This window comes from Streptomyces sp. NPDC050085 (assembly GCF_044460595.1).
In the GTDB taxonomy this organism is placed as follows: domain Bacteria; phylum Actinomycetota; class Actinomycetes; order Streptomycetales; family Streptomycetaceae; genus Streptomyces.
Window position 1 is genome coordinate 696,277 of record NZ_JBITJZ010000004.1, and the last position, 20,167, is coordinate 716,443.

General features: G+C 72.9%; 12 protein-coding genes. 5 read left to right on the forward strand and 7 right to left on the reverse strand.

The genetic code is table 11. The features are described from left to right. Window positions 1-17: 17 nt before the first annotated feature. The 4 genes from ACIBUY_RS19380 to ACIBUY_RS19395 form a co-directional block, all read right to left on the reverse strand. A complete protein-coding gene (locus tag ACIBUY_RS19380) occupies window positions 18-944 on the reverse strand; it encodes a hypothetical protein (protein ID WP_399153139.1) in 927 nt (308 codons plus the stop codon). A 62-nt stretch (window positions 945-1,006) separates the two neighbouring features. After that, window positions 1,007-2,227: a VWA domain-containing protein gene (locus tag ACIBUY_RS19385; RefSeq protein ID WP_365577226.1), complete on the reverse strand. Its 1,221-nt coding sequence runs from the start codon at window positions 2,225-2,227 to the stop codon at window positions 1,007-1,009. A 163-nt stretch (window positions 2,228-2,390) separates the two neighbouring features. After that, window positions 2,391-4,649: a DUF5682 family protein gene (locus tag ACIBUY_RS19390; protein WP_399153140.1), complete on the reverse strand. Its 2,259-nt coding sequence runs from the start codon at window positions 4,647-4,649 to the stop codon at window positions 2,391-2,393. Then, on the reverse strand, window positions 4,646-5,767 hold the full coding sequence (locus tag ACIBUY_RS19395) for an AAA family ATPase (protein ID WP_365577222.1): 1,122 nt from the start codon (window positions 5,765-5,767) through the stop codon (window positions 4,646-4,648). Before ACIBUY_RS19395 ends, ACIBUY_RS19390 begins: the two co-directional genes overlap by 4 nt. A 182-nt stretch (window positions 5,768-5,949) precedes the next feature. Here ACIBUY_RS19395 and ACIBUY_RS19400 point away from each other — a divergent pair, with 182 nt between their 5' ends. Next, window positions 5,950-7,323 carry an SWIM zinc finger family protein gene (locus tag ACIBUY_RS19400; RefSeq protein ID WP_399153141.1) on the forward strand — a complete coding sequence of 458 codons (1,374 nt, stop codon included), beginning with the start codon at window positions 5,950-5,952 and terminating at the stop codon, window positions 7,321-7,323. A gap of 513 nt (window positions 7,324-7,836) precedes the next feature. Continuing rightward, window positions 7,837-9,459 (forward strand): DUF5691 domain-containing protein, encoded by a 1,623-nt coding sequence (locus tag ACIBUY_RS19405; RefSeq protein ID WP_399153142.1) that lies wholly within the window; start codon window positions 7,837-7,839, stop codon window positions 9,457-9,459. Window positions 9,460-9,657: 198 nt separating this feature from the next. On the opposite strand, the gene ACIBUY_RS19410 is transcribed toward ACIBUY_RS19405, so the two are convergent. Next, window positions 9,658-10,074, reverse strand: coding sequence for a cobalamin B12-binding domain-containing protein (locus ACIBUY_RS19410; protein WP_365577216.1), 417 nt, complete (start codon window positions 10,072-10,074; stop codon window positions 9,658-9,660). Between the two features lie 443 nt (window positions 10,075-10,517). Between ACIBUY_RS19410 and ACIBUY_RS19415 the strand changes: the two genes are divergently transcribed. The 3 genes from ACIBUY_RS19415 (at window position 10,518) to ACIBUY_RS19425 (ending at window position 16,302) form a co-directional block, all read left to right on the forward strand. Then, window positions 10,518-11,465: an alpha/beta fold hydrolase gene (locus tag ACIBUY_RS19415; protein ID WP_365577214.1), complete on the forward strand. Its 948-nt coding sequence runs from the start codon at window positions 10,518-10,520 to the stop codon at window positions 11,463-11,465. A gap of 106 nt (window positions 11,466-11,571) precedes the next feature. After that, on the forward strand, window positions 11,572-14,778 hold the full coding sequence (locus ACIBUY_RS19420; protein WP_399153143.1) for a protein kinase: 3,207 nt from the start codon (window positions 11,572-11,574) through the stop codon (window positions 14,776-14,778). Window positions 14,779-15,000: 222 nt separating this feature from the next. After that, the gene (locus ACIBUY_RS19425) at window positions 15,001-16,302 is read left to right on the forward strand and encodes a M23 family metallopeptidase (RefSeq protein ID WP_399153144.1); all 1,302 of its coding nucleotides are present in this window, start codon (window positions 15,001-15,003) and stop codon (window positions 16,300-16,302) included. 11 nt (window positions 16,303-16,313) lie between these two features. Here the strand turns inward: ACIBUY_RS19425 and pcrA are convergent, their stop codons facing one another. Further along, window positions 16,314-18,785, reverse strand: a complete 2,472-nt coding sequence (pcrA, locus tag ACIBUY_RS19430; RefSeq protein WP_399153145.1) for a DNA helicase PcrA — start codon at window positions 18,783-18,785, stop codon at window positions 16,314-16,316. Between the two features lie 70 nt (window positions 18,786-18,855). After that, window positions 18,856-19,956, reverse strand: a complete 1,101-nt coding sequence (locus ACIBUY_RS19435) for a ScyD/ScyE family protein (RefSeq protein ID WP_399153146.1) — start codon at window positions 19,954-19,956, stop codon at window positions 18,856-18,858. Between the last annotated feature and the right edge of the window lie 211 nt (window positions 19,957-20,167).

Consider the following 20,167-nt stretch of genomic DNA (forward strand, 5'->3'; position numbering starts at 1 on the left):
GCGGGGAACGGGCTGCCCTAGCCGGGGAATTCGGGAATGTCGCGATGCCGGTCGGCCACCGGCGCGGGCCGTGCCGACGCGGGCGCGCCGGGCGGCAGCAGCACGGGCACGCGGCTGTCGAACGCCGCCGCGTGCAGATCTCCGTGCCGCGTCGAACTGCCGTCGCCCGCCGAGGCGTTGGCCACGGGCGCGCCGTCCGGGCGCGTCGGGATGCCGCCGGGTGCCGGCGACTGCGCGGCGGTGTGCCGGGCGGCCGTGGACCCGCGGTGCGGTTCGTGCGCCGGTACGTCGCTGAAGAGCGCGGCACCGTACGCCTTCGGGCCCGCGACCTCGGCGGAGCGCTTGTGGTGCTCGCCCTCGGCGGCGTGCGCGGATGCAGGGGCGGCGGTGCCCGACCGGTCGGCGGGCGCGGACGGCACCGGGGGTACCGACGGCGCCGGCTCGGGGTCCGAACCGCCGGGCCAGCCGGGAAGTCCGGGCAACCTCGGCGTACCGGACGGCAGCGGCCGGGACGCCGCCCCGGCGAGGCCCTCGACGACCTGCCCCGTCAACTCACCCACCGGCCGCACCACTTGGCGGACGACATCGGCGACGGGCCGTACGACCTTGTCCCGTACGGGTTCGGTGACGCGTACGGCTTCAGTTGCGTGTACGGGTTCAGTTGCGCGTACGGCTTCAGTTGCGCGTACGGGCGCGAGGTCGCGCACCCGTTCGACCACCCGCTCCCGCACCTCGCGCATGGGGCGCACCTCGCCCACCTCGTGCACGGCCGCATGACGCTGCAGGAGAGAACCGACGGAGTCGTCCGCATGGGCCTGGCCGCCGCACAGGAGGCCGAGGCCGATCAACCCGCCGAGCAGCAGCGCCAGTTGCAGCGCACGTCGCCCGACCGCCGCGCGCAGCAGGCGCCCGGCGGGAACGGGAAGAGTGGTCTGGGAAGTCACGGTGCGCCGATCCTCGCACGGGACGAGGGCGCCTGCGCAAGCCCCGTGTTACCGATGGGTACTCATATCCGGTTTGCCGCGACTCCCCCTGTTCCCCCGGTATCGGATGCCGCGTCGGGTATCGGCAGGGGCCGCTTCTCGATGGCCGCGGCCATCACGTCGGGGAACAGATCCGGGGTGCAGGCGAACGCGGGCGCCCCGAGTGCGGCGAGTGCCGCCGCGTGCTCCCGGTCGTAGGCGGGCGTCCCCTCGTCGGAGAGCGCGAGCAGCGTCACGAACTGGACCCCGGATGCCTTCATCGCCGCGACCCGCTTCAGCATCTCGTCGCGGATGCCTCCCTCGTAGAGGTCGGAGATGAGCACGACGACCGTCTCGGCGGGGCGGGTGATCTGCGACTGGCAGTACGCGAGCGCCCGGTTGATGTCGGTGCCGCCGCCGAGCTGGGTGCCGAACAGGACGTCGACGGGGTCGTCGAGCTGGTCGGTGAGGTCGACCACGGCGGTGTCGAAGACGACGAGCCGGGTCTGTATCGACCGCATCGAGGCGAGCACGGCCCCGAACACGGAGGCGTAGACGACGGACGCGGCCATCGAGCCCGACTGGTCGATGCAGAGGATCACCTCCTTCTTGACGGACTGCGCGGCCCGCCCGTACCCGACGAGGCGCTCGGGCACGATCGTGCGGTACTCGGGCAGGTAGTGCTTGAGGTTGGCCGCGATCGTGCGGTTCCAGTCGATGTCGTGGTGGCGCGGGCGGCTGACGCGGGCGCTGCGGTCGAGGGCGCCGGTGAGCGTGGCCCTGGTCCGGGTGGCGAGCCGCTTCTCCAGGTCGTCGACGACCTTGCGGACGACCGCTCGGGCCGTCTCCTTCGTCGTCTCCGGCATCGCCTTGTTGAGCGAGAGCAGCGTGCCGACGAGGTGCACGTCGGCGTCGACCGCCTCCAGCATCTCGGGTTCGAGCAGCAGCGCGGACAGGCCGAGCCGGTCGATGGCGTCGCGCTGCATGACCTGGACGACGGAGGACGGGAAGTACGTGCGGATGTCCCCGAGCCAGCGGGCCACCGACGGGGCGGAGGCTCCGAGCCCGGCGGTTCGGGGGCCGCCCGGTGCCGGCTTTCCTCCGCCGCCCGAGCCGTACAGTGCGGCCAGCGCGCCGTCCATCGCCGCGTCCCGGTCCGCGAGCGGGCAACCCGTGCCGTCGGCCCCGGCGTCGCCCCCGAGGACCATGCGCCAGCGCCGGAGTCGCTCGTCGCCAGCAGTCGTCGTGGTCGTGGCGTCCGTCATCTCGCGGTCTCCTCAGGGTCGTTGATGCGCGTTCTCGTCTGCGGGGTGACTCCGTCGTGGGCGGGTGCGGCCGTGTGGGGGCTGGTCGCGCAGTTCCCCGCGCCCCTGGAGATGCGCACTTCGTGCGCCATCTCCATCAGCCCGCACCCGCCGGCCGACGGAGTCACCCCGCCCCCACCCCGAGCAGCATCCGGACGACCGGCACCACCGCGTCCGCCCGCCCCGCGTCGAACTCCTCGCTGAACCCGGAGACCGCCCCCGCCCCGGCGGACGCCGAGGACGCGGGGCCACGGCTGACCAGTTCCCCCAGGGCCCGTCGGACTCCGGGTTCGTACGCCGAGAACGTGCGGCGCAGCAACGGCAGTACGTCGATGAACGCGTCGCCCGGCACTCCCGTCAGCCACGCGTCGACCAGCGCGAGGAGTCGCTCGTCGTGGACGAGGAGGAGGCCGCCGCCCGAACCGCTGCCCGCGCCGCCGACGAAGCCCTCGATCCAGGCCGCCGCCTCGGCCGGCGGGGTGCCGGGCGAGAGGGCGAGGCCCATGAGGCGGGCCGCGTCGTCGTCGGCGAGTGCGCCCTCGTCCAGCAGGATCCGCACGCAGCGGCCGCGGACGACACCGGCCACGCTGTCCCGCACGGCGAGGGTGCGCAGCACGGCCCGCCAGCGGTCCCGCAGCGCGGCGTCCTCCAGGAGCCCGACCGCGGAGTGCACCGCGTCGACGTGGTCGCGCATCCCGGACGCCGCGTCGGTGTCGAGGCCCGCGCACGCCGGGGGCAGCCCGACGAAGACCCGCTCGGCCAGGCCGGTCGCCACCCCGGCGAGGGCGGCGGTGTCGGTGCCGCGCACATCGCCGTAACGCAGGGCGCGGACCAGGGCGGGCAGGGCCTGGGCGAGGTGGCCGACGTCCGTGTCGAGGGCGGCGCGGTCGGCGAGGACCCGCATGACGACGGGCAGCGCGTCCGGCAGCCCGGCCAGCAGGCAGTGCTCGGCGAGCGCCGTGACGTCGGCGAGGGCACGCGCGGCCACGGCGTCCGCCTCGGCCTTGGCGCTCGCCGCGGCGAGCACGGTGGTCCCCCACACCCCGGCCTCCGCGACCCGCACCGAGAGCTCGGGCTCCCAGCGCAGCCGCCAGGTCTCGCGGAACGTGCCGGTGGAGCCCCGCGCGGATCTGGCCGGTTCGCCCCAGGCGACGCCGAGGAGGCGCAGGCGGTGCAGCAGGCGGCTGCGCGCGGCGTCGGTGTCACCTCGAAGGTCGAGGTCCAACTCCCGCTCCGGCGCGGCCGGTTTGAGCCGAAGGGTGCGCTGGGCCCGGGTCAGGTCGCGCTGCAGGGGGACGGCGGGCGCCGCCTCCGGCACCTCGCCCAGGACGTCGCCGACCACGAGCCTGTCGTGGATGAGCGACAGCGGGACGTCCGAGCCCTCGCAGAGCACGGCCCGGACGGCGTCGGTGGTCTCGGTCAGGCCCGCCAGCGGCCGTCCCCGCATCACGGCGAGGCTCTCGGCGAGCCGCACCGCCTCGATGACATGGGCGGACGACACGATCCTGTCCTCGTCGCGCAGCAGCCCGGCGACCTTGGTCAGCCAGCGCTCCACGGGCCGGTCGGGAACGCCGAACAGATGCCCGTACCAGCCCGGCGACTCGATGCCCGCCCCGTACCCGCTGGCGCGCGCGAGCCGGCGGTGCGTCCAGGGAACCCAGGTCATGTCGACCTTGGCCTTCGGCAGCCCCTTCAGGAGGGCGCGGTCGGCGGCGACCGTGGTCCTCTCGCGGAGCGCGGGCACGTGCCAGGCCCCGCACACCACGGCGACGGAGTCGTCGAACTCCCTTTGCGCGGCACGCACTTGGAGCCGCATGTACGCCTCCCTGACCAGGTCACGGGCGTGCCCGCCGTCCCCGTACGACTCCCGCAGCGCGCCCATCGCCTCGCCGAGGGCGGCGAACGCGTCGCCCTCACGGTGCTCGACGACGTCCTCCCACCAGCGCTCCGCGTCGTCGTACCCGGCGGTCTCGGCGAGCACGCGCAGGGGATCGACGCGCACGTCACCCGCCTCCCCCTCCTCTCCCTCCTCCTCCAGCAACGCCTCCTCGGTGTCCCGCAGCGCCAGGCTGTGTGCGGCGGGCAGGTCGATGAAGCGGACCGGCACCTCGTGCTCCAGGGCCCAGCGCAGCGCGACCCACTCGGGCGAGAACTCGGCGAACGGCCAGAACGCCGACCTGCCCGGCTCGTCCACGACATGCGCGAGCAGCGCGACCGGCGGCCGCATGTCCTCCTCGGCGGCGAGCGGGACGAGGGCGTCGGCCTCCGGCGGGCCCTCGATCAGCACGACCGCCGGCCGGGCCTCGTCCAGCGCACGCCGCACGGCCCGCGCGGACCCTGGCCCGTGGTGCCGGACGCCGAGCAGCAGCGCTTCCTCGCTCATGCGCTCACCTCGCGGCAGGCCCGGTAGAAGTCCTTCCACCCGTCGCGCTCGCGCACCACGGCCTCCAGGTACTCCTGCCAGACGACGCGGTCGGCGGCCGGGTCCCGCACCACGGCGCCGAGGATCCCGGCGGCGATGTCCGAGGGCCGCAGCACGCCGTCCCCGAAGTGGGCGGACAGCGCGAGGCCGCTGGTGACGACGGAGATCGCCTCTGCCGTGGACAGCGTCCCGCTGGGCGACTTCACCTTCGTACGACCGTCCGCCGTCACTCCGTCGCGCAGCTCGCGGAAGACGGTGACGACGCGCCGGATCTCGTCGATGCCGTCGGAAGAGGCGGGCAACTCCAGTGCCCGGCCCACCTGTTCGACACGGCGCGAGACGATGTCGACCTCCATCTCCACGCTCGCGGGCAGCGGCAGCACCACGGTGTTGAAACGCCGCCGCAGCGCGCTCGACAGGTCATTGACGCCGCGGTCGCGGTCATTGGCGGTGGCGATGAGGTTGAACCCGCGCACGGCCTGCACCTCCTGCCCCAACTCCGGTATGGGCAGGGTCTTTTCGGAGAGGATGGTGATGAGCGTGTCCTGCACGTCGGCGGGGATGCGCGTGAGCTCCTCGACGCGCGCCGTCATCCCGTCCGCCATCGCCCGCATGACGGGGCTGGGCACGAGCGCGTCCCGGCTCGGCCCGTGCGCCAGCAACTGCGCATAGTTCCACCCGTACCGGATCGCCTCCTCGGGAGTGCCGGCCGTGCCCTGCACGAGCAGCGTGGAGTCCCCGCTGACGGCGGCCGCGAGGTGCTCGGACACCCAGGTCTTGGCGGTCCCCGGCACGCCGAGGAGCAGCAGGGCGCGATCGGTCGCGAGCGTCGTCACGGCCACCTCGACGATGCGCCGCGGCCCCACGTACTTCGGCGTGATCACGGTGCCGTCGGGCAGGGTGCCGCCCAGCAGATACGTGGCGACGGCCCACGGCGAGAGGCGCCAGCGGGCGGGGCGCGGCCGGTCGTCCTGCGCGGCCAGCGCCGCCAGTTCACCCGCGAACGCGTCCTCGGCGTGCGGGCGCAGCGCCTGCCCCTCGGCCTGCTCCCCTGTCCGGTCCTCGACGGAAACGGTCATGGCTGTCCCCCACCTTCTGATTCGCCCAACTCGAACCATCACGACGAGAGGTCGTGACGCCTCGTCGCGCGATGGGTTCCACGGTGCACCACGCCACTGACAATCGACGTCGCCCCCACAATCACCGCAGGTCAGAAGGGACTTCGGCTGGATTGTCAGTGCCGGGACCTACCGTCGACGACATGACACAGCAGGGGGTGCGCTGGACGTCGGACCAGGTGCTTGCACTGGCGCCTGACGCCGCGTCACGCAAGGCGGGAAGCAAGCTCGGGGAAGCGGGACCCTGGTCGGCGACCGGGAGTTCGGATGCGGGAGGGGTGTGGGGGCTGTGCAAGGGAAGCGGCAGCAAGCCGTACCAGACGATCGTGGACATCGGCGGCGGCTCCGGCGGGGCGGGCCCGGCGTACAAGTGCAGTTGCCCGAGCCGCAAGTTCCCGTGCAAGCACGCGCTCGGACTGCTGCTGCTCTGGGCGGGCGCGGACCCGCGGATCCCGGCCGGACAGACGCCACCGGACTGGGCCGAGCAGTGGCTGGAGGGCAGACGCAAGCGGGCCGAGACGAAGCAGGAGGAGTCGACCGCACCCGGTTCCGCCGACGCACGGGCAGACCCTGAGGCGGCCCGGCGCAGAGCGGAGCGCCGCGCGCAGCGGATCACGGCGGGGGCCTCGGAGTTGGAGCAGCGCCTGACCGATCTGCTCCGCGGCGGCCTGGCTCAGGCGGAGCGGGCCGGATATGGGATGTGGGAGGAGACGGCGGCCCGCATGGTCGACGCGCAGGCGCCCGGACTTGCCTCGCGCGTACGGGAGTTGGGGGCGATCCCCGGGTCCGGTCCGGGCTGGCCGGTGCGGCTCCTCGAGGAATGCGCCCTCCTCCACCTCCTCGACCAGGGCTGGCTGCACCGTTCGGAGCTTCCCGAGGACCTGGCGGCGACGGTCCGCTCCCGCGTCGGACTCCCCGCCTCGCCCACGGGCCGGCCGATCCGGGACGACTGGCTGGTCCTGTCCCAGTACGACTCGGCGGACGGGCACCTCACCACGCGCCGCATATGGCTGTACGGCGCCGAGTCGGCCCGCACGGTCCTGCTGCTGTCCTTCGGGGCGGCGGGCCGTGCCCCCGCGCTCGCCCTGCCGGCCGGGCTGACGCTGGAGGCGACGGTCACGGGGCATCCCGGGGCGGGGGCCCTCCGGGCGGAGCTGGGCGAACAGTTCTCGACGCCCTCGGCAACAGGGGTTCGCCCTGCGGGAGTTGATGCGGGCGGCGCCGTCGCGGCGTACGGGGACGCGCTTGCGCTGGACCCGTGGCTCGACTCGTGGCCGGTGACCCTGGCCGACGTCATACCGGCCCGGGCGCCCGACGGCACCTGGCAACTGACGGACTCCGACGGCAAGTCGGCCCTCCCCCTGACCGCCCCTGCGGCGGCCTCGCCCGGCCTGTGGCGCCTGGTCGCGCTCTCGGGCGGCGAGCCGGTGACGGTGTTCGGCGAATGCGGCCATCAGGGCTTCCGCCCCTTGTCCACGTGGACGGCGACGTCCCCCGAGATCCGCCCCCTGTGCTGATCGCCTCCGGCGCGGGGCGGGTTCGGCGCGGGGCCCTGTTTGAACGGTTGCCCGGCGTGTGTGTCTTCGACCGGGGTCGGGCTGAGCCCTTGTTGTATCGCGCACCCAGCGCTCGGGTGCCGCCTTGCCCACCCGTGCCGCCCCAGGCGGCAGACTGCCCAAGGCGGGGGCGGAGTGACCGGATACCCAGAGGCGGGGGCGCCCCGCAGCCGAAGGCGGGCGGGCGCAGCCCTCATCGAAGGGTGCGGTCCCACCGGCGGTTGGCCGCTCGGCGACGGGAGGGGACGTGTCGGGGTGCCCCCGCAGGACACCGCAGGCACCCAACCCGGGACGCCGCGCCGTAGGCGCACACGCGACGGTGACCGGAGCCCGGCCGAGGAGGTACCCCGACACGGCCCCGCCCCACGACGAAAGCAACAGCGCACCGAACCCGGCCGGGTATTAGCAGTCAGCCTCCGGCCCACGACGAAAGCAACAGCGCACCAAACCCGGCTACATCACGGAGGGGTACTCATGGCCAGTTCCATCAGCACCAGCACCGGCACCGGCACCGGCACCGGCACCGGCACCACCGACACGACCTGGGACGACCTCGTGACCGCCGCTCTGCTCGGAACCGAACGGCGCCCACTCAGCCGCCCCGGCGAGCTGCTCGACGAGGCCGCCCTGCAGACGGTGCGACGCCGCGCGGGCCTGCGTCCGGCCCCGGCCGCGACCCCGCCTGACCCGGCCGCCACCGACCCGCGCCCACCCCTGCCCGCCCCCGCCCGCGGCCGACTGGCGATGCTGCTCACCGACCGCCCCGGCACCGGCACCACCCGCCGCGGCACGGCCCCGGACCTCCTCGAACTGCTGCCGCAGTGGCTGGCCACGGCCAACAACCACGGCTACGCACCCCCGCCCGAACTCCTCCCCGCCCTGCTGGACGCGGCACGCGGCCGCACCGACCTCCGCCCGGGGGCCCTCACCTTCGCGGGCCCGCGCGCACTGTGGCTGGCCCGGCTCAACCCGGACTGGAAGTTCGCCCTGCGCGCGACCCCGGGCGCAGGCGCCGCGCTGCCCGCACCGGAGGAGACCGAACAGGTTCAACTCCTGTGGGAGGAGGGCCTGTTCGCGGAGAGGGTGGCGCTGCTGGCCGCTGTCCGGGCCCATGATCCCGAGGCGGCCCGCACTCTCCTGGAGAGCACGTGGGGCACGGAGCGCGCCGAGGACCGGTTGATGTTCCTGGACTCACTGCGTACGGGACTGGGCGACGCGGACGAGCCGTTCCTGGAGCGGGCGTTGACCGACCGCAGCCGCAACGTGCGGGCGACGGCGGCCGAGCTGCTCTCCGCGCTGCCGCACTCCGCGCTGGCCGGGCGGATGGCGGACCGGGCCCTGTCCTGCGTAGCGCTCGACCGTGCGACGGGAACGGTCGTCGTGGAGGCTCCGCACGAGTGCGACGCGGCGATGGAGCGGGACGGAGTAACAGCCAAGCCGCCGGCGGGCCGGGGCGAACGGTCGTGGTGGTTCGGCCAGTTGGTGGAGGCCGCGCCCCTGGGGAGCTGGCCCGCGAGGCTGGGCGACCGCACCCCGGAGGAGATCGTGGCGCTGCCGGTGGCCGACGACTGGCGGAGCGAGTTGCACGGGGCGTGGTGCCGGGCCGCGGTGCGCCAGCGGGACACGGGCTGGTCGCGGGCGCTGCTCGGGGCTCCGACGGCGCCGGGGGCGGCGGGGCCCGGGGCGGTGTCGCTGGCGGAGCGGGCGAAGTTGCTGACGGCGCTGCCGGGGGTGGAGCGGGCGGACTGGGTCGGGCGGTTCATCGCGGCGCACGGGCTGTCGGAGGCGTTCCAGTTGCTCGGGGTGTGCGCGACGCCGTGGGCCCCGCCGCTCGGCCGGGCGGTGGTCGACGCGCTGAACATCGCGCGGGACGCGGGGAGTTACCCGTGGAGTTTCAGTGGGGTGATGGGCCTTGCCGAGCGGTGTCTTGACCCGGAGGAGGCGGCCCGGCTCGAGGGGCTCACGGCCACCGTGGAGGAGCGGGAGGACGCGGCGCCCGGGGCCGGGGGCTACTGGTCCGAGGCGTTCCAGAGACTGGTCGGCACGCTGCGGCTGCGCGGGGCGATGCGAAGGGAACTGGCGGGGCTGGACGGGTAGAACGAGCAGACCGGACAAGACGGGTAGGGCAGGCAGGGCAGGCAGGGCGGGTAGGGCGGGTAGGACGAGCAGTCGGCGCGTGATGCCGACCGGGGTGACGGCGCCCGTTTCACCCCGCCCCACGACACACCCGCCCCACGACGGAACCCGCCGCACAACAACACCCTCCGCACGACAAAACCCGCCCCACCCGGAGGGCTACGCCTGGGCGGGCTGCCTGACGTTCGCGCGGACCCAGTCCACGATCGACGCCGTCGTCGCGCCCGGCGTGAAGATCTCCGCGACGCCCTTCTCCTTGAGCGGCGGGATGTCGGCCTCGGGGATGATGCCGCCGCCAAAGACGAGGATGTCCGCTGCGTCGCGCTCCTTGAGCAGCTCGATGACGCGGGCGAACAGCGTGTTGTGCGCGCCGGAGAGGATGGACAGGCCGATCGCGTCGGCGTCCTCCTGGATCGCGGTGTCGACGACCTGCTCGGGGGTCTGGTGCAGGCCCGTGTAGATGACCTCCATGCCGGCGTCGCGCAGCGCCCGCGCGATCACCTTGGCCCCACGGTCGTGACCGTCGAGCCCCGGCTTCGCGACGACCACGCGGATCGGACCGGTTGCCACACCCATCACTGCCTCCATGAAGTGACTGACCCGCGGGCCCTTGTGGGGTCCCGTACCCGGGTTCCGGACGTCCCATCCCGGACACCCGAGGTGAACGAACGTTATCCACAGCATCCCGCACCCCGCCGTTTCGCGGTGCGGACCGAGGGGGAAATCACACGGTGGGACACGTTCGCTGCGCGCCGCGACCGCACCAGGCGAGACATCCGCCGCATCCGGGACAGGCGCGAAGGGAGCCGCTTCGAGGTCGCCGGGCCACCGCGCCGACAGCCGCACGGCACGGTGGCACGGTGCTTTCCCGGTGCGTTCGGCCGCACGGAGGCCGGATCACCGGGATCGGATCGCCAGGACCGGATCCGGACCTGGCCAGGAAGGTCTGCTCGGCACGGCTCCCATGAGCGCACACGGGGGACAGAGGCGTCGCTCGTGTGCCGACGGGAGGTCGACCGATGAAGGTCACGAGGGCCCTGCCCTTTCGCCCGCTCTGCCACCTGCTGCCCGCCAGACTGGCGGGTCTGTCCATCGCGCTGTTGAAGGCGACGGCACTCGAGCTGACGATCCTCGCGGGCCATCTGCTCCTCTACCCCTCGGGAATCCTCCCGGAGCGCCCGGACCGCAGGCACCCGGCGGCGCTCCCGGCAAAGTCATCACCGGACCTGGACCCAGACCTCCCGGAGGGCCCCGATCTCCAAGTGGGCCCCGACCCCCAGGACAGCGAACCCCTGGCGGACGCGCCGCGCCTGCCCACCCCCGACCGCTCCCCGGTCCTCCTCCTGCACGGCTTCATCGACAACCGCTCGATCTTCGTCCTGCTGCGCCGTTCGCTGGCCCAGCACGGCAGGCACCCGGTCGAGTCCCTCAACTACTCGCCCCTGACCTGTGACATCCGGACGGCGGCCGCGCTCCTTGCCCGGCACGTCGAGGAGCTGTGCGAGCGCACGGGCCAGGAGCGGATCGACATCGTGGGGCACAGCCTGGGCGGGCTGATCGCGCGCTACTACGTGCAGTGCCTCGGCGGCGACCGCCACGTGCGCACGCTGGTCACGCTCGGCACTCCGCACGGCGGCACCAGCGTGGCGCCGCTCGCCGACGCGCACCCGATCGTGCGGCAGATGCGCCCGGGGTCCTCCGTGGTCGAGGAGTTGAAGCGTCCCGCGCCCGGCTGTCGTACGCGCTTCGTGAGCTTCTGGAGCGATCTCGACCAGCTGATGGTCCCGGTGGAGACAGCCTGCGTCGACCACCCGGACCTGATCGCGCAGAACGTACGGGTCACGGGCATCGGTCATCTGGCGCTGCCGGTGCACCCGGCCGTCGCGACGGGCATCCGGCAGGCGCTCGACGCGGAGCCGGCGTCCGGGGCACGCGCCGGTTCCGTGGGCGGCCTGACCGTGGCGTGATCGCGCACCCCGCATCCCACACCCCGCCCGCCCCGAGCCGCGCGCAGCCCGAACCCCCGCCCCTGATCCCAATGAACCGCGTTTCAGGGCCATTTGATACGGCATCATGTGCACATCCGACGTCTCGACGGGGGAGCGCATGGAGGTCGGGGAGCGTTTGTCCGGGCGGTACCGGGTCGACGAGCGGCTCGGGCACGGTGGCATGGGGGAGGTCTGGAAGGCCTTCGACCTGGCCCTGAAGCGTGCCGTCGCCGTCAAGGTGCTGCTGGCGGGGCGCGCCGACGACCAGCTCATCTCCAGGTTCCGCCGCGAGGCCGTGCTCGGCGCGCGGCTGCAGCACCCCGGCATCACCGTCGTGCACGACGTGGGGCAGCACGACGGCCGGCTGTATCTGGTGATGGAGCTGCTGGACGGCGCGGATCTGGCCGTCCTCCTCAATCGTTCGCCGGGCGGGCTCGCGGTGGGCGAGGCGGTGGGCTTCGGGCTGCAGGCGGCCGAGGCACTGGTCGCCGCCCATGCCCGGCAGGTGGTCCACCGGGACCTCAAACCGGCCAACCTGTTCGTCGAGTCCGACGGGCGCCTGAAGGTCTGTGACTTCGGGATCGCGCGGGCCATGGACGCGTCCACCCAGCTCACCGCGCCCGGCTGGATGGTGGGCACGCCGCCGTACATGGCTCCCGAGCAGTGGCGCGGCGACCCCGTGGACACGCCCTGTGATCTGTACGCGCTGGGCTGCGTACTGAATGAACTCCTCACCGGAGAACCGCCGTTCGGGACCGACGCGCACCCCATGGCGGTCATGCGCCGTCATCTGGAGGACGTCCCGCGCGGCCCTCGGGAGACCCGGCCCGAGGTACCGCCCACGCTCGACGCACTGGTCCTTGACCTGCTGGCCAAAGACCCCGAGGAGCGGCCGACCGCGACGGCGGTGGCCGACGCGCTCAAGCTGCTGAACACGCCGGAGGCGCTGACCGGGATCGAGGTCGGCCCCGGCCCCAGCCCCGGCCCCGGCCCCGGCCCCGGCACGAGCAGCCGGGCCGACTTCCGCGAGACCGTCATCGAGCTGCTGGCGGAGGCCGAGCGTGCGGCCCGCGCGATCGATCTGCCCGACGGCGACGTGCCCGACGGCTGGTACGTGAACATGGCCCTGACCGCGTCCTACGTCGACGCGGAGCTCGCCGCCCGCTTGTTGGGCGTCGCCCAGGAACAGACGCAGCGGCAGCTGCGGGACACCCCCACCCTCCTGGCGTCCGAGCTGGCGCGCATGACAGGGCAGGCGCGGAACTTCGCGCCTGCCCGCGCCCGCCGGATCGGGGCCGAGGCGCTGCAGGCCCTCTTCCCCCTGGCGGGTGTGGACCGGGAGGTCGAGCTCAGCATGGTGCTGGATGAGGTGGCCTTCGTGGACCCCGAGCGCGCCACCCACCTCATCGATCTGCTGCGCCCCGGGAATCCCGGCCGGGACAAGATCTTGGCGCACGCCGCCGAAGCCGTCGCGGTCAGCGACCCCGGGCAGGCGTACGCGTACCGGAACCGGATCCAGGGCGAGTACTGGCGGCGGTCGGCCATGGTCCATGTCCTCGCCGAACAGGCCACGGCCGCGCAGGACCCCGAAGCCGCGCTGCACGTTCTGGAGGGGATGCGGCCGGAGCAACGCGTCGAGGCACTGTGGCTCGTGATCATGGGCTGGTGCCGTAGCCGCTACGCCGAAGCCGCGCAGCTGCTGCCGGCCATGGAGCGCGCCGTCGAACTGGCAGCGAAGGAGCGGATCGCCGAACTGCGGGAGCAGGCGGCGGAGGCCGAGGAGCGCGGCGCCCTGGTGGAAGCGGCCAAGGCACGGAACATGGTCGAGCGGATACTCGGCCGCGGCCCCGGCGAGACGACGACGGACAGCTCGCTGGACCGCGTCCTAAGGCACCTTCGGATGACCGGGGAAGGGCTCGATGCCTCGCGTCCCCGGCCGCGCACGACACCGGAGTCGGTACGGCAGACGGCGGCCGAGGCCCGCGCCCTGGCCGATCCCCGCGAGCGCGCGTTCAAGCTGACGAACGCCGCCTCGGCCCTGATCGACCGCGCCGCACCACCCCTCCCCGAGGCCCCACTCCCGCTCCCCCTGCACGCGGCCCCCACCATCACCGCACCCCCCGACGACCACGCCCGTCCGTCGCCCCACCACACCGACTGGATCTCCGAAGTGGTCACCCCCGCAGACCTCGCCGCGGCAGGGGACACCGTCGTCTGGTCCTCCGGCGACGTGATCGGCGCGCTCGACGCGGCGTCGGGGCTCCAGCGATGGACCGCCGTCGACGACCACGGCGTACCGGAGCCTCCCAAGGAGGCCGGTCAACCGCTGCGCTGCGCTGTGGACACGCACGCGATCTACCTCGCGACCGGCGGCGTGGGCAGCCCCGGTGTGCGGGTCGTGGCGCGGGGCGTGCGCGACGGACGGGTGCTGTGGTGGCGGGAGTTGCCACAGGCGGTGCGCGACCCTTCGACCAACCCCCTGCTTGTCCTCAACGGACTCGACAGACCCAACGGACTCAACGGACTCAACGGACTCAACGGACTCAACGGACTCAACGGGCTCGTGCTGTACCGGGACAACGTCACGGTCACCGCGCTCGACCCGGCGTCCGGCGAGGTGGCGTGGACCTTCCGGGCGCGGCAGGGCGCACCGCGGCCGGTCGCCGCCGGGCACGGCTGCGTCGCCGTCGTCGACGGGACGCTGATCCACGGCCTGGCGCAGACCTCGGGCGACGTCCGCTGGACACGGGCCAGAACCGCGCACCCCGAGACCGACTCCACCACCGACGGAGCCACCGACGACCACTCCGCCCCCGCCCCCGACCTCCTCCCCCTCCCCCTCGCCGACGAAGGCGCCGTCATCGTGCTGGACGCCGCGACCGGCGCCTGCCTGTGGAGACATCAGCTGCCGGGCACGCCGTCGCCAGTGCTCCCTGCCGCGGACGCGCTCGTCACCTCGTACGGCACCGGGCGCGGCACGGACGTGGTCCTCGCTCTCGACGCGGCGACCGGCGAGGTCCGCTGGGAGCGGCGGCTGCGCACGGCCGGGGGCCTGGAACTCGTGGGCGTCCGTTCGGGGTTGGTGGTGGCGAAGGCCGGTCGCGGCAGCACGGGGCTGCTGGGGCGTGCGCCGCGCCCGCCGTTCCTCATCGGGCTCGACGTCCTGGACGGAAGGCGGCGCTGGCGGTGGGAGAACCAGGGCATCGACGAGCGGTCGGCCGTCGCGCTCGACGGCAGCGGCGCCTTGGTGGCATGCCCCTTCGTCACGGCCGTGGCGCTGCCCACCACCTGACGAACGGCCGATCTGCCCCCGCGAACTCCCCGTCACCGGCCCATTTCTTCGAACGCATGTCGAACTCAGAGCCAAAGCTCTGCCCACAGTCCACCGAAAGGCGGCCGATTGCCCGTTTCCGCGAGGCATGAAACCTGCCGAAGATTGTCGTGCCCGCGTACCGCCGGGTACAGTCGCCGCACTGCTCTGGCAGCCCCTGTTGTCGAGGCGAAAGAGAAGTTGGTGAACGACCGTCATCCGTCGGGGACCGCGTACGACGCGGCGTACGACGGTTACTCCACGACCAGCTTCGCCGCCGACCCGCTCTTCGGAGACCTCCCGGGCAGCGAGCCCGCGTACGACACGGGTTCCTACGACACCGGCCAGTGGTACACGGCCGCGCAGCCCCAACAGCAGCAGTACACGGACCCGTACAGCACCGGCAGTTACGACACGACCGCCATGTGGGCGCAGACCGGCGAGTGGCCCGCGCAGTCCTATGGGACCCAGGCGTACACCACACAGACTCCGGTGTTCGGCACGACGGCGTACGACACCGGCACGTACGACACCGGCACCTATGACACCGGCGCGTACGACGCCACGGCCTGGAACTCCGGCGGCACCGCGCACGAGTACGTACCGGACCAGTACAGCCCCCCGGAGTTCCCCCAGGCCCACGAGCCGGAACCCGAACCCGAACCCGAACGGGGACCAGAGCTCGGCCCCGAGCCGGAACCCGAAGCCGACGAGCCCCAACACTCCTCCCCCGAGCGGGAGTTCACCCCGCGCGCGGCCTCCCGTGGGACCCGGACCCGCCGCCGCACCCCCGCCAAGCGTTCCGCGTTGCTGACCGTGGCCGTGCCCTCGGTGTGCGTGGTCGGGGTCGCCGGAGTCGCGGCGGCGTCGGTGATGGGCGGCGGGGACGACGGCAAGGAGACGCAGGCGGCGTCGGTGCCCGACGCGAGCGCGGTGAAGCCGTCCGTCGCCAACAACAAGCTGGACACGCAGCTCAAGGAGATGTCCGCGGACGCGGGCGACTTCGCCGACCGGGCGAGCCGCACGCAGGAGCGCATCGACCTGAAGGCGAAGCAGGAGGCGGACCGCAAGAAGGCCGCCGAGGAGGCCAGGCGCAAGGAAGCGCTGCGGCCCAAGTTCGCGCTGCCGGTGACGCAGCACGGGCTGAGCGCGTACTACGGCCAGGCCGGCATCAACTGGATGTCCGTGCACACCGGCATCGACTTCCCCGTCTCGTACGGCACTCCGGTGATGGCCGCGACGGACGGCACCGTGCGGACGCAGTGGAACAGCGCCTACGGAAACATGGCGATAGTGACCGCCAAGGACGGTACGGAGACCTGGTACTGCCACCTCTCCGCGCACACCGTGATGAGCGGGCCCGTGAAGGCCGGTGACGTGATCGCGCGGTCGGGCAACTCCGGGAACTCGACCGGACCGCACCTGCACTTCGAGGTACGGCCCGGCGGCGGCTCGGCGATCGACCCGCTGCCGTGGCTGCGCAGCCACGGCCTCGACCCCACCTGAGCCCGAGTCGGCTACAGCTTCTCGACCGGCGCGTACCGCAGCAGCAGCCGCTTCGGCTTCGGGTCGCCGAAGTCGATCGTCGCCTCCGCGTTCCCTCCCGAGCCGCTGACGCCCACCACCGTGCCGAGGCCGAACTGGTCGTGCGTGACGCGGTCGCCGACGGCCAGGGACACCACCGGCTTCTCGGTCGCCCGGCGCGTGGCGAACGCCGGGGTCGTGCGCGAGCGGGCCGAAGACTGCGCGGACAGCGAGGCCGCGATGCCGCCCCCGATGCCCTTGGTCGGCGCCGCCGGGGCCGAGCCGCCCGTGCGCTTCCACTCCAGGTGCGCGTCCGGGATCTCCTCCAGGAAGCGCGACGGCGGGTTGTACGAGGGCTGGCCCCAGGCGCTGCGCATGGTCGAGCGCGTGAGGTAGAGCCGCTCGCGGGCGCGCGTGATGCCGACGTAGGCGAGGCGGCGCTCCTCCTCCAGCTCCTTGGTCTGGCCAAGGGAGCGCATGTGCGGGAAGACGCCGTCCTCCATGCCGGTCAGGAAGACCACCGGGAACTCGAGGCCCTTCGCGGTGTGCAGGGTCATCAGGGTGATGACGCCGCTGCCGTCGTCCTCGTCCGGGATCTGGTCGGAGTCGGCGACGAGGGCGACGCGCTCCAGGAAGTCGGAGAGCGTGCCGCCGCCCTCCCCTTCCTCGGACGCGCCGGACTCCTGCTCGAACTCCAGGGCCACGGCGGCGAGTTCCTGGAGGTTCTCGATCCGGGTCTCGTCCTGCGGGTCCGTCGAGGCCTGCAACTCGGCGAGATATCCGGTGCGTTCGAGGACGGCTTCCAGGACGGTGGCCGGGCCCGCGCCGGACTCGACGATCGTACGGAGGTCCTCCATCAGCGTGTTGAACCGCTTCACGGCGTTGGTCGACCGGGCCGCCATGCCGTACGCCTCGTCGACGCGGCGCAGCGCCTGGGCGAAGCTGATCTTCTCGCGCAGCGAAAGGGCGTCGATCATCGCTTCGGCGCGGTCGCCGATGCCGCGCTTCGGCACGTTCAGGATCCGGCGCAGGGGGACGGAGTCCTCCGGGTTGGACAGGACCCTCAAGTAGGCGAGGACGTCCCGGACTTCCTTGCGCTCGTAGAAGCGGACGCCGCCGACGACCTTGTAGGGCAGGCCGACGCGGATGAAGATCTCTTCGAAGACACGGGACTGCGCGTTCGTCCGGTAGAAGACGGCGACGTCGCCCGCCTTCGCGTCGCCCGCGTCGGTGAGCCGGTCGATCTCCTCGGCGACGAACTGCGCCTCGTCGTGCTCGGTGTCCGCGACGTAGCCGGTGATCTGCGCGCCCGCGCCCGCGTTCGTCCACAGGTTCTTGGGGCGGCGCGACTCGTTGCGCTCGATGACCGCGTTGGCCGCGGAGAGGATCGTCTGCGTGGAGCGGTAGTTCTGCTCGAGCAGGATCGTCGTCGCGTCCTTGTAGTCCTCCTCGAACTGGAGGATGTTGCGGATGGTGGCGCCGCGGAACGCGTAGATCGACTGGTCGGCGTCACCCACGACGCACAGCTCGGCCGGGTCCGCGCCCTCGCCCTCTGTCGGTCCCACCAGCTCCTTCACCAGCGCGTACTGCGCGTGGTTCGTGTCCTGGTACTCGTCGACGAGGACGTGGCGGAAGCGGCGGCGGTAGTGCTCGGCGACGTCGGGGAACGCGCGCAGCAGGTTCACCGTGGTCATGATCAGGTCGTCGAAGTCGAGCGCGTTGGCCTCGCGCAGCCGCGACTGGTACATCGCGTAGGCCTGGGCGAGGGTCTTCTCGAAACCGTCGGCCGCCGTACCGGCGAAGTCCTCCTCGTCGATCAGCTCGTTCTTCAGGTTCGAGATCTTGGCGCTGAAGGACTTCGGCGGGAACTTCTTCGGGTCGAGGTCCAGGTCACGGCAGACCAGGGCCATCAGGCGCTTGCTGTCCGCGGCGTCGTAGATCGAGAAGGACGACGTGAAGCCGAGCTTCTTCGACTCGCGGCGCAGGATGCGCACGCACGCGCTGTGGAAGGTCGACACCCACATCGCGTTGGCCCGCGGGCCGACGAGGGACTCGACGCGCTCCTTCATCTCGCCCGCGGCCTTGTTCGTGAACGTGATCGCGAGGATCTGGCCCGGGTGCACACCGCGCTCGGCGAGCAGGTACGCGATGCGGTGCGTGAGGACGCGGGTCTTGCCGGAGCCCGCGCCCGCGACGATGAGCAGCGGGGCACCACCGTGCACGACGGCCGCCCGCTGGTTCTCGTTCAGCCCGTCGAGCAGGGCCGCCGGGTCGATCACCGGGCGCGGGGCGCCGTCGCGGTAGTGGGCGTCCCTGGCCGGGGGCACGTCGAACTTCCCGCCGAACAGGTCGTCCGGGATCGGCTCCGGGGCACTGTCGTGCTCGGGCTCCTCGGGCGGCGGCGGGGGCTCCTGCGTACCGCTCTGGAGGCTGGCCAGGAAGTTGTCGTCAAAGAGGCTGCTCATCGCCTTACGAGTCTAGGCCGCCCCACTGACACCACGCCGCCACCTTCACAAGACCCGAAAGACCGGCAGGTCAGAACCCCGTGATCCGCCAGACCTGGCCGCCGGGGGACTTCTTGCCGCCCTCCATCACCGTCCCGTCACGGTCCGCGACCGACCAGGCGGAGACGTAGACGCTGCCGTCCCGGCGGTCGACGGCGACGCCCGCGGGGAACGGCACCTTCATGCTCGTACGCTTCCCCGTCCCGTGGTCGACCCTGGTGACGGCCCCGGCGAAGAGCTGGCTGACGTACAGGTCGCCGTGGCCGCCCACCGCGAGGCCGGTGATCGAGCCGAAGCCGGACGTCCAGCCGAGGATCCTGCCGCGGGGGCTGACCTTCCAGACGCGGGCGGTGGGCCTGGTGGCCTCGCCGTTCAGGTCGCCGACGTAGAGGTTGCCGTCGGGGCCGAGGGCGAGCGAGGTCGGGACCGCCTCGTGGCCGTTGTGGTTCGGGAAGACGGTGAACGGCTTCGCCTTTCCGTCGGGCGAGACGACGATCAGGTCGTTGCCCGCCGCGTCCGCGACGACGGTCCGCCCGTCGGGAAGCGCGAGGACCGCGTACGGGTTGGAGTCGACGCTCGCCCTGTGCGGGTTGTGCTTCAGCTCGACGGCCGCGATGTCGGCGGCGACCTGGTAGCGGCCCCAGTCGAGCCGGAGCAGTTTGCCGAGCGTGTTCCACGGCCTGCCCCTGGGCACCTGGTCGGGCGGCGCCCACGTCATGACGCCCCAGGCACGGCCGTCTCGCACGGAGACGCCGTCGAGGCCGGTCGCGAAGCCGCCGTCCTTCGTGGCGGCGGACGGCAGGCCCTCGACGAAGCGGAACCGTTTGCGCTGTCCGTCCTCCCAGTAGATCTTGGTGACCGCGGCCGACGTGCCGATGCAGGTGTCGCCCTCGGGTCCGCCGCCCGGCAGGCACTTCCTGCCGCCCCGGCCGGCCTCGGCGACGTACAGGCGTCCGTGGTCGACGGCGAGCTGGCGCGGGTTGTCGAGCCCGCGTGCGAGGACCTCGACGGCGGGCCCCGCGGGCGTTGCGGGCGTCGCGACGGCCGGGCCCGCGCTCAGTGCGACGCCGACCGCGACCGCGGCCCCGGCGGTGGCGGCGACGGCCCTGCGTCCCTGGCTGCTGACACTCATCTCCGTACCCCCTCAGTCCATGGGGGCAGGACCCTAGTAGGGACAAGTCGGCGGACTCCGTAACTCCGGGAAGACTCCGGGCAATCCACGGACAACTCGGCGCAGATCCTTCCGGATTGACCACGGGGAGCGAGGCCCGGCGCCAAGGTCACGAAAATGTATCGGGCATATCGAACATCAACCTTCACAGCAGCAACACGAGTTGGCTACG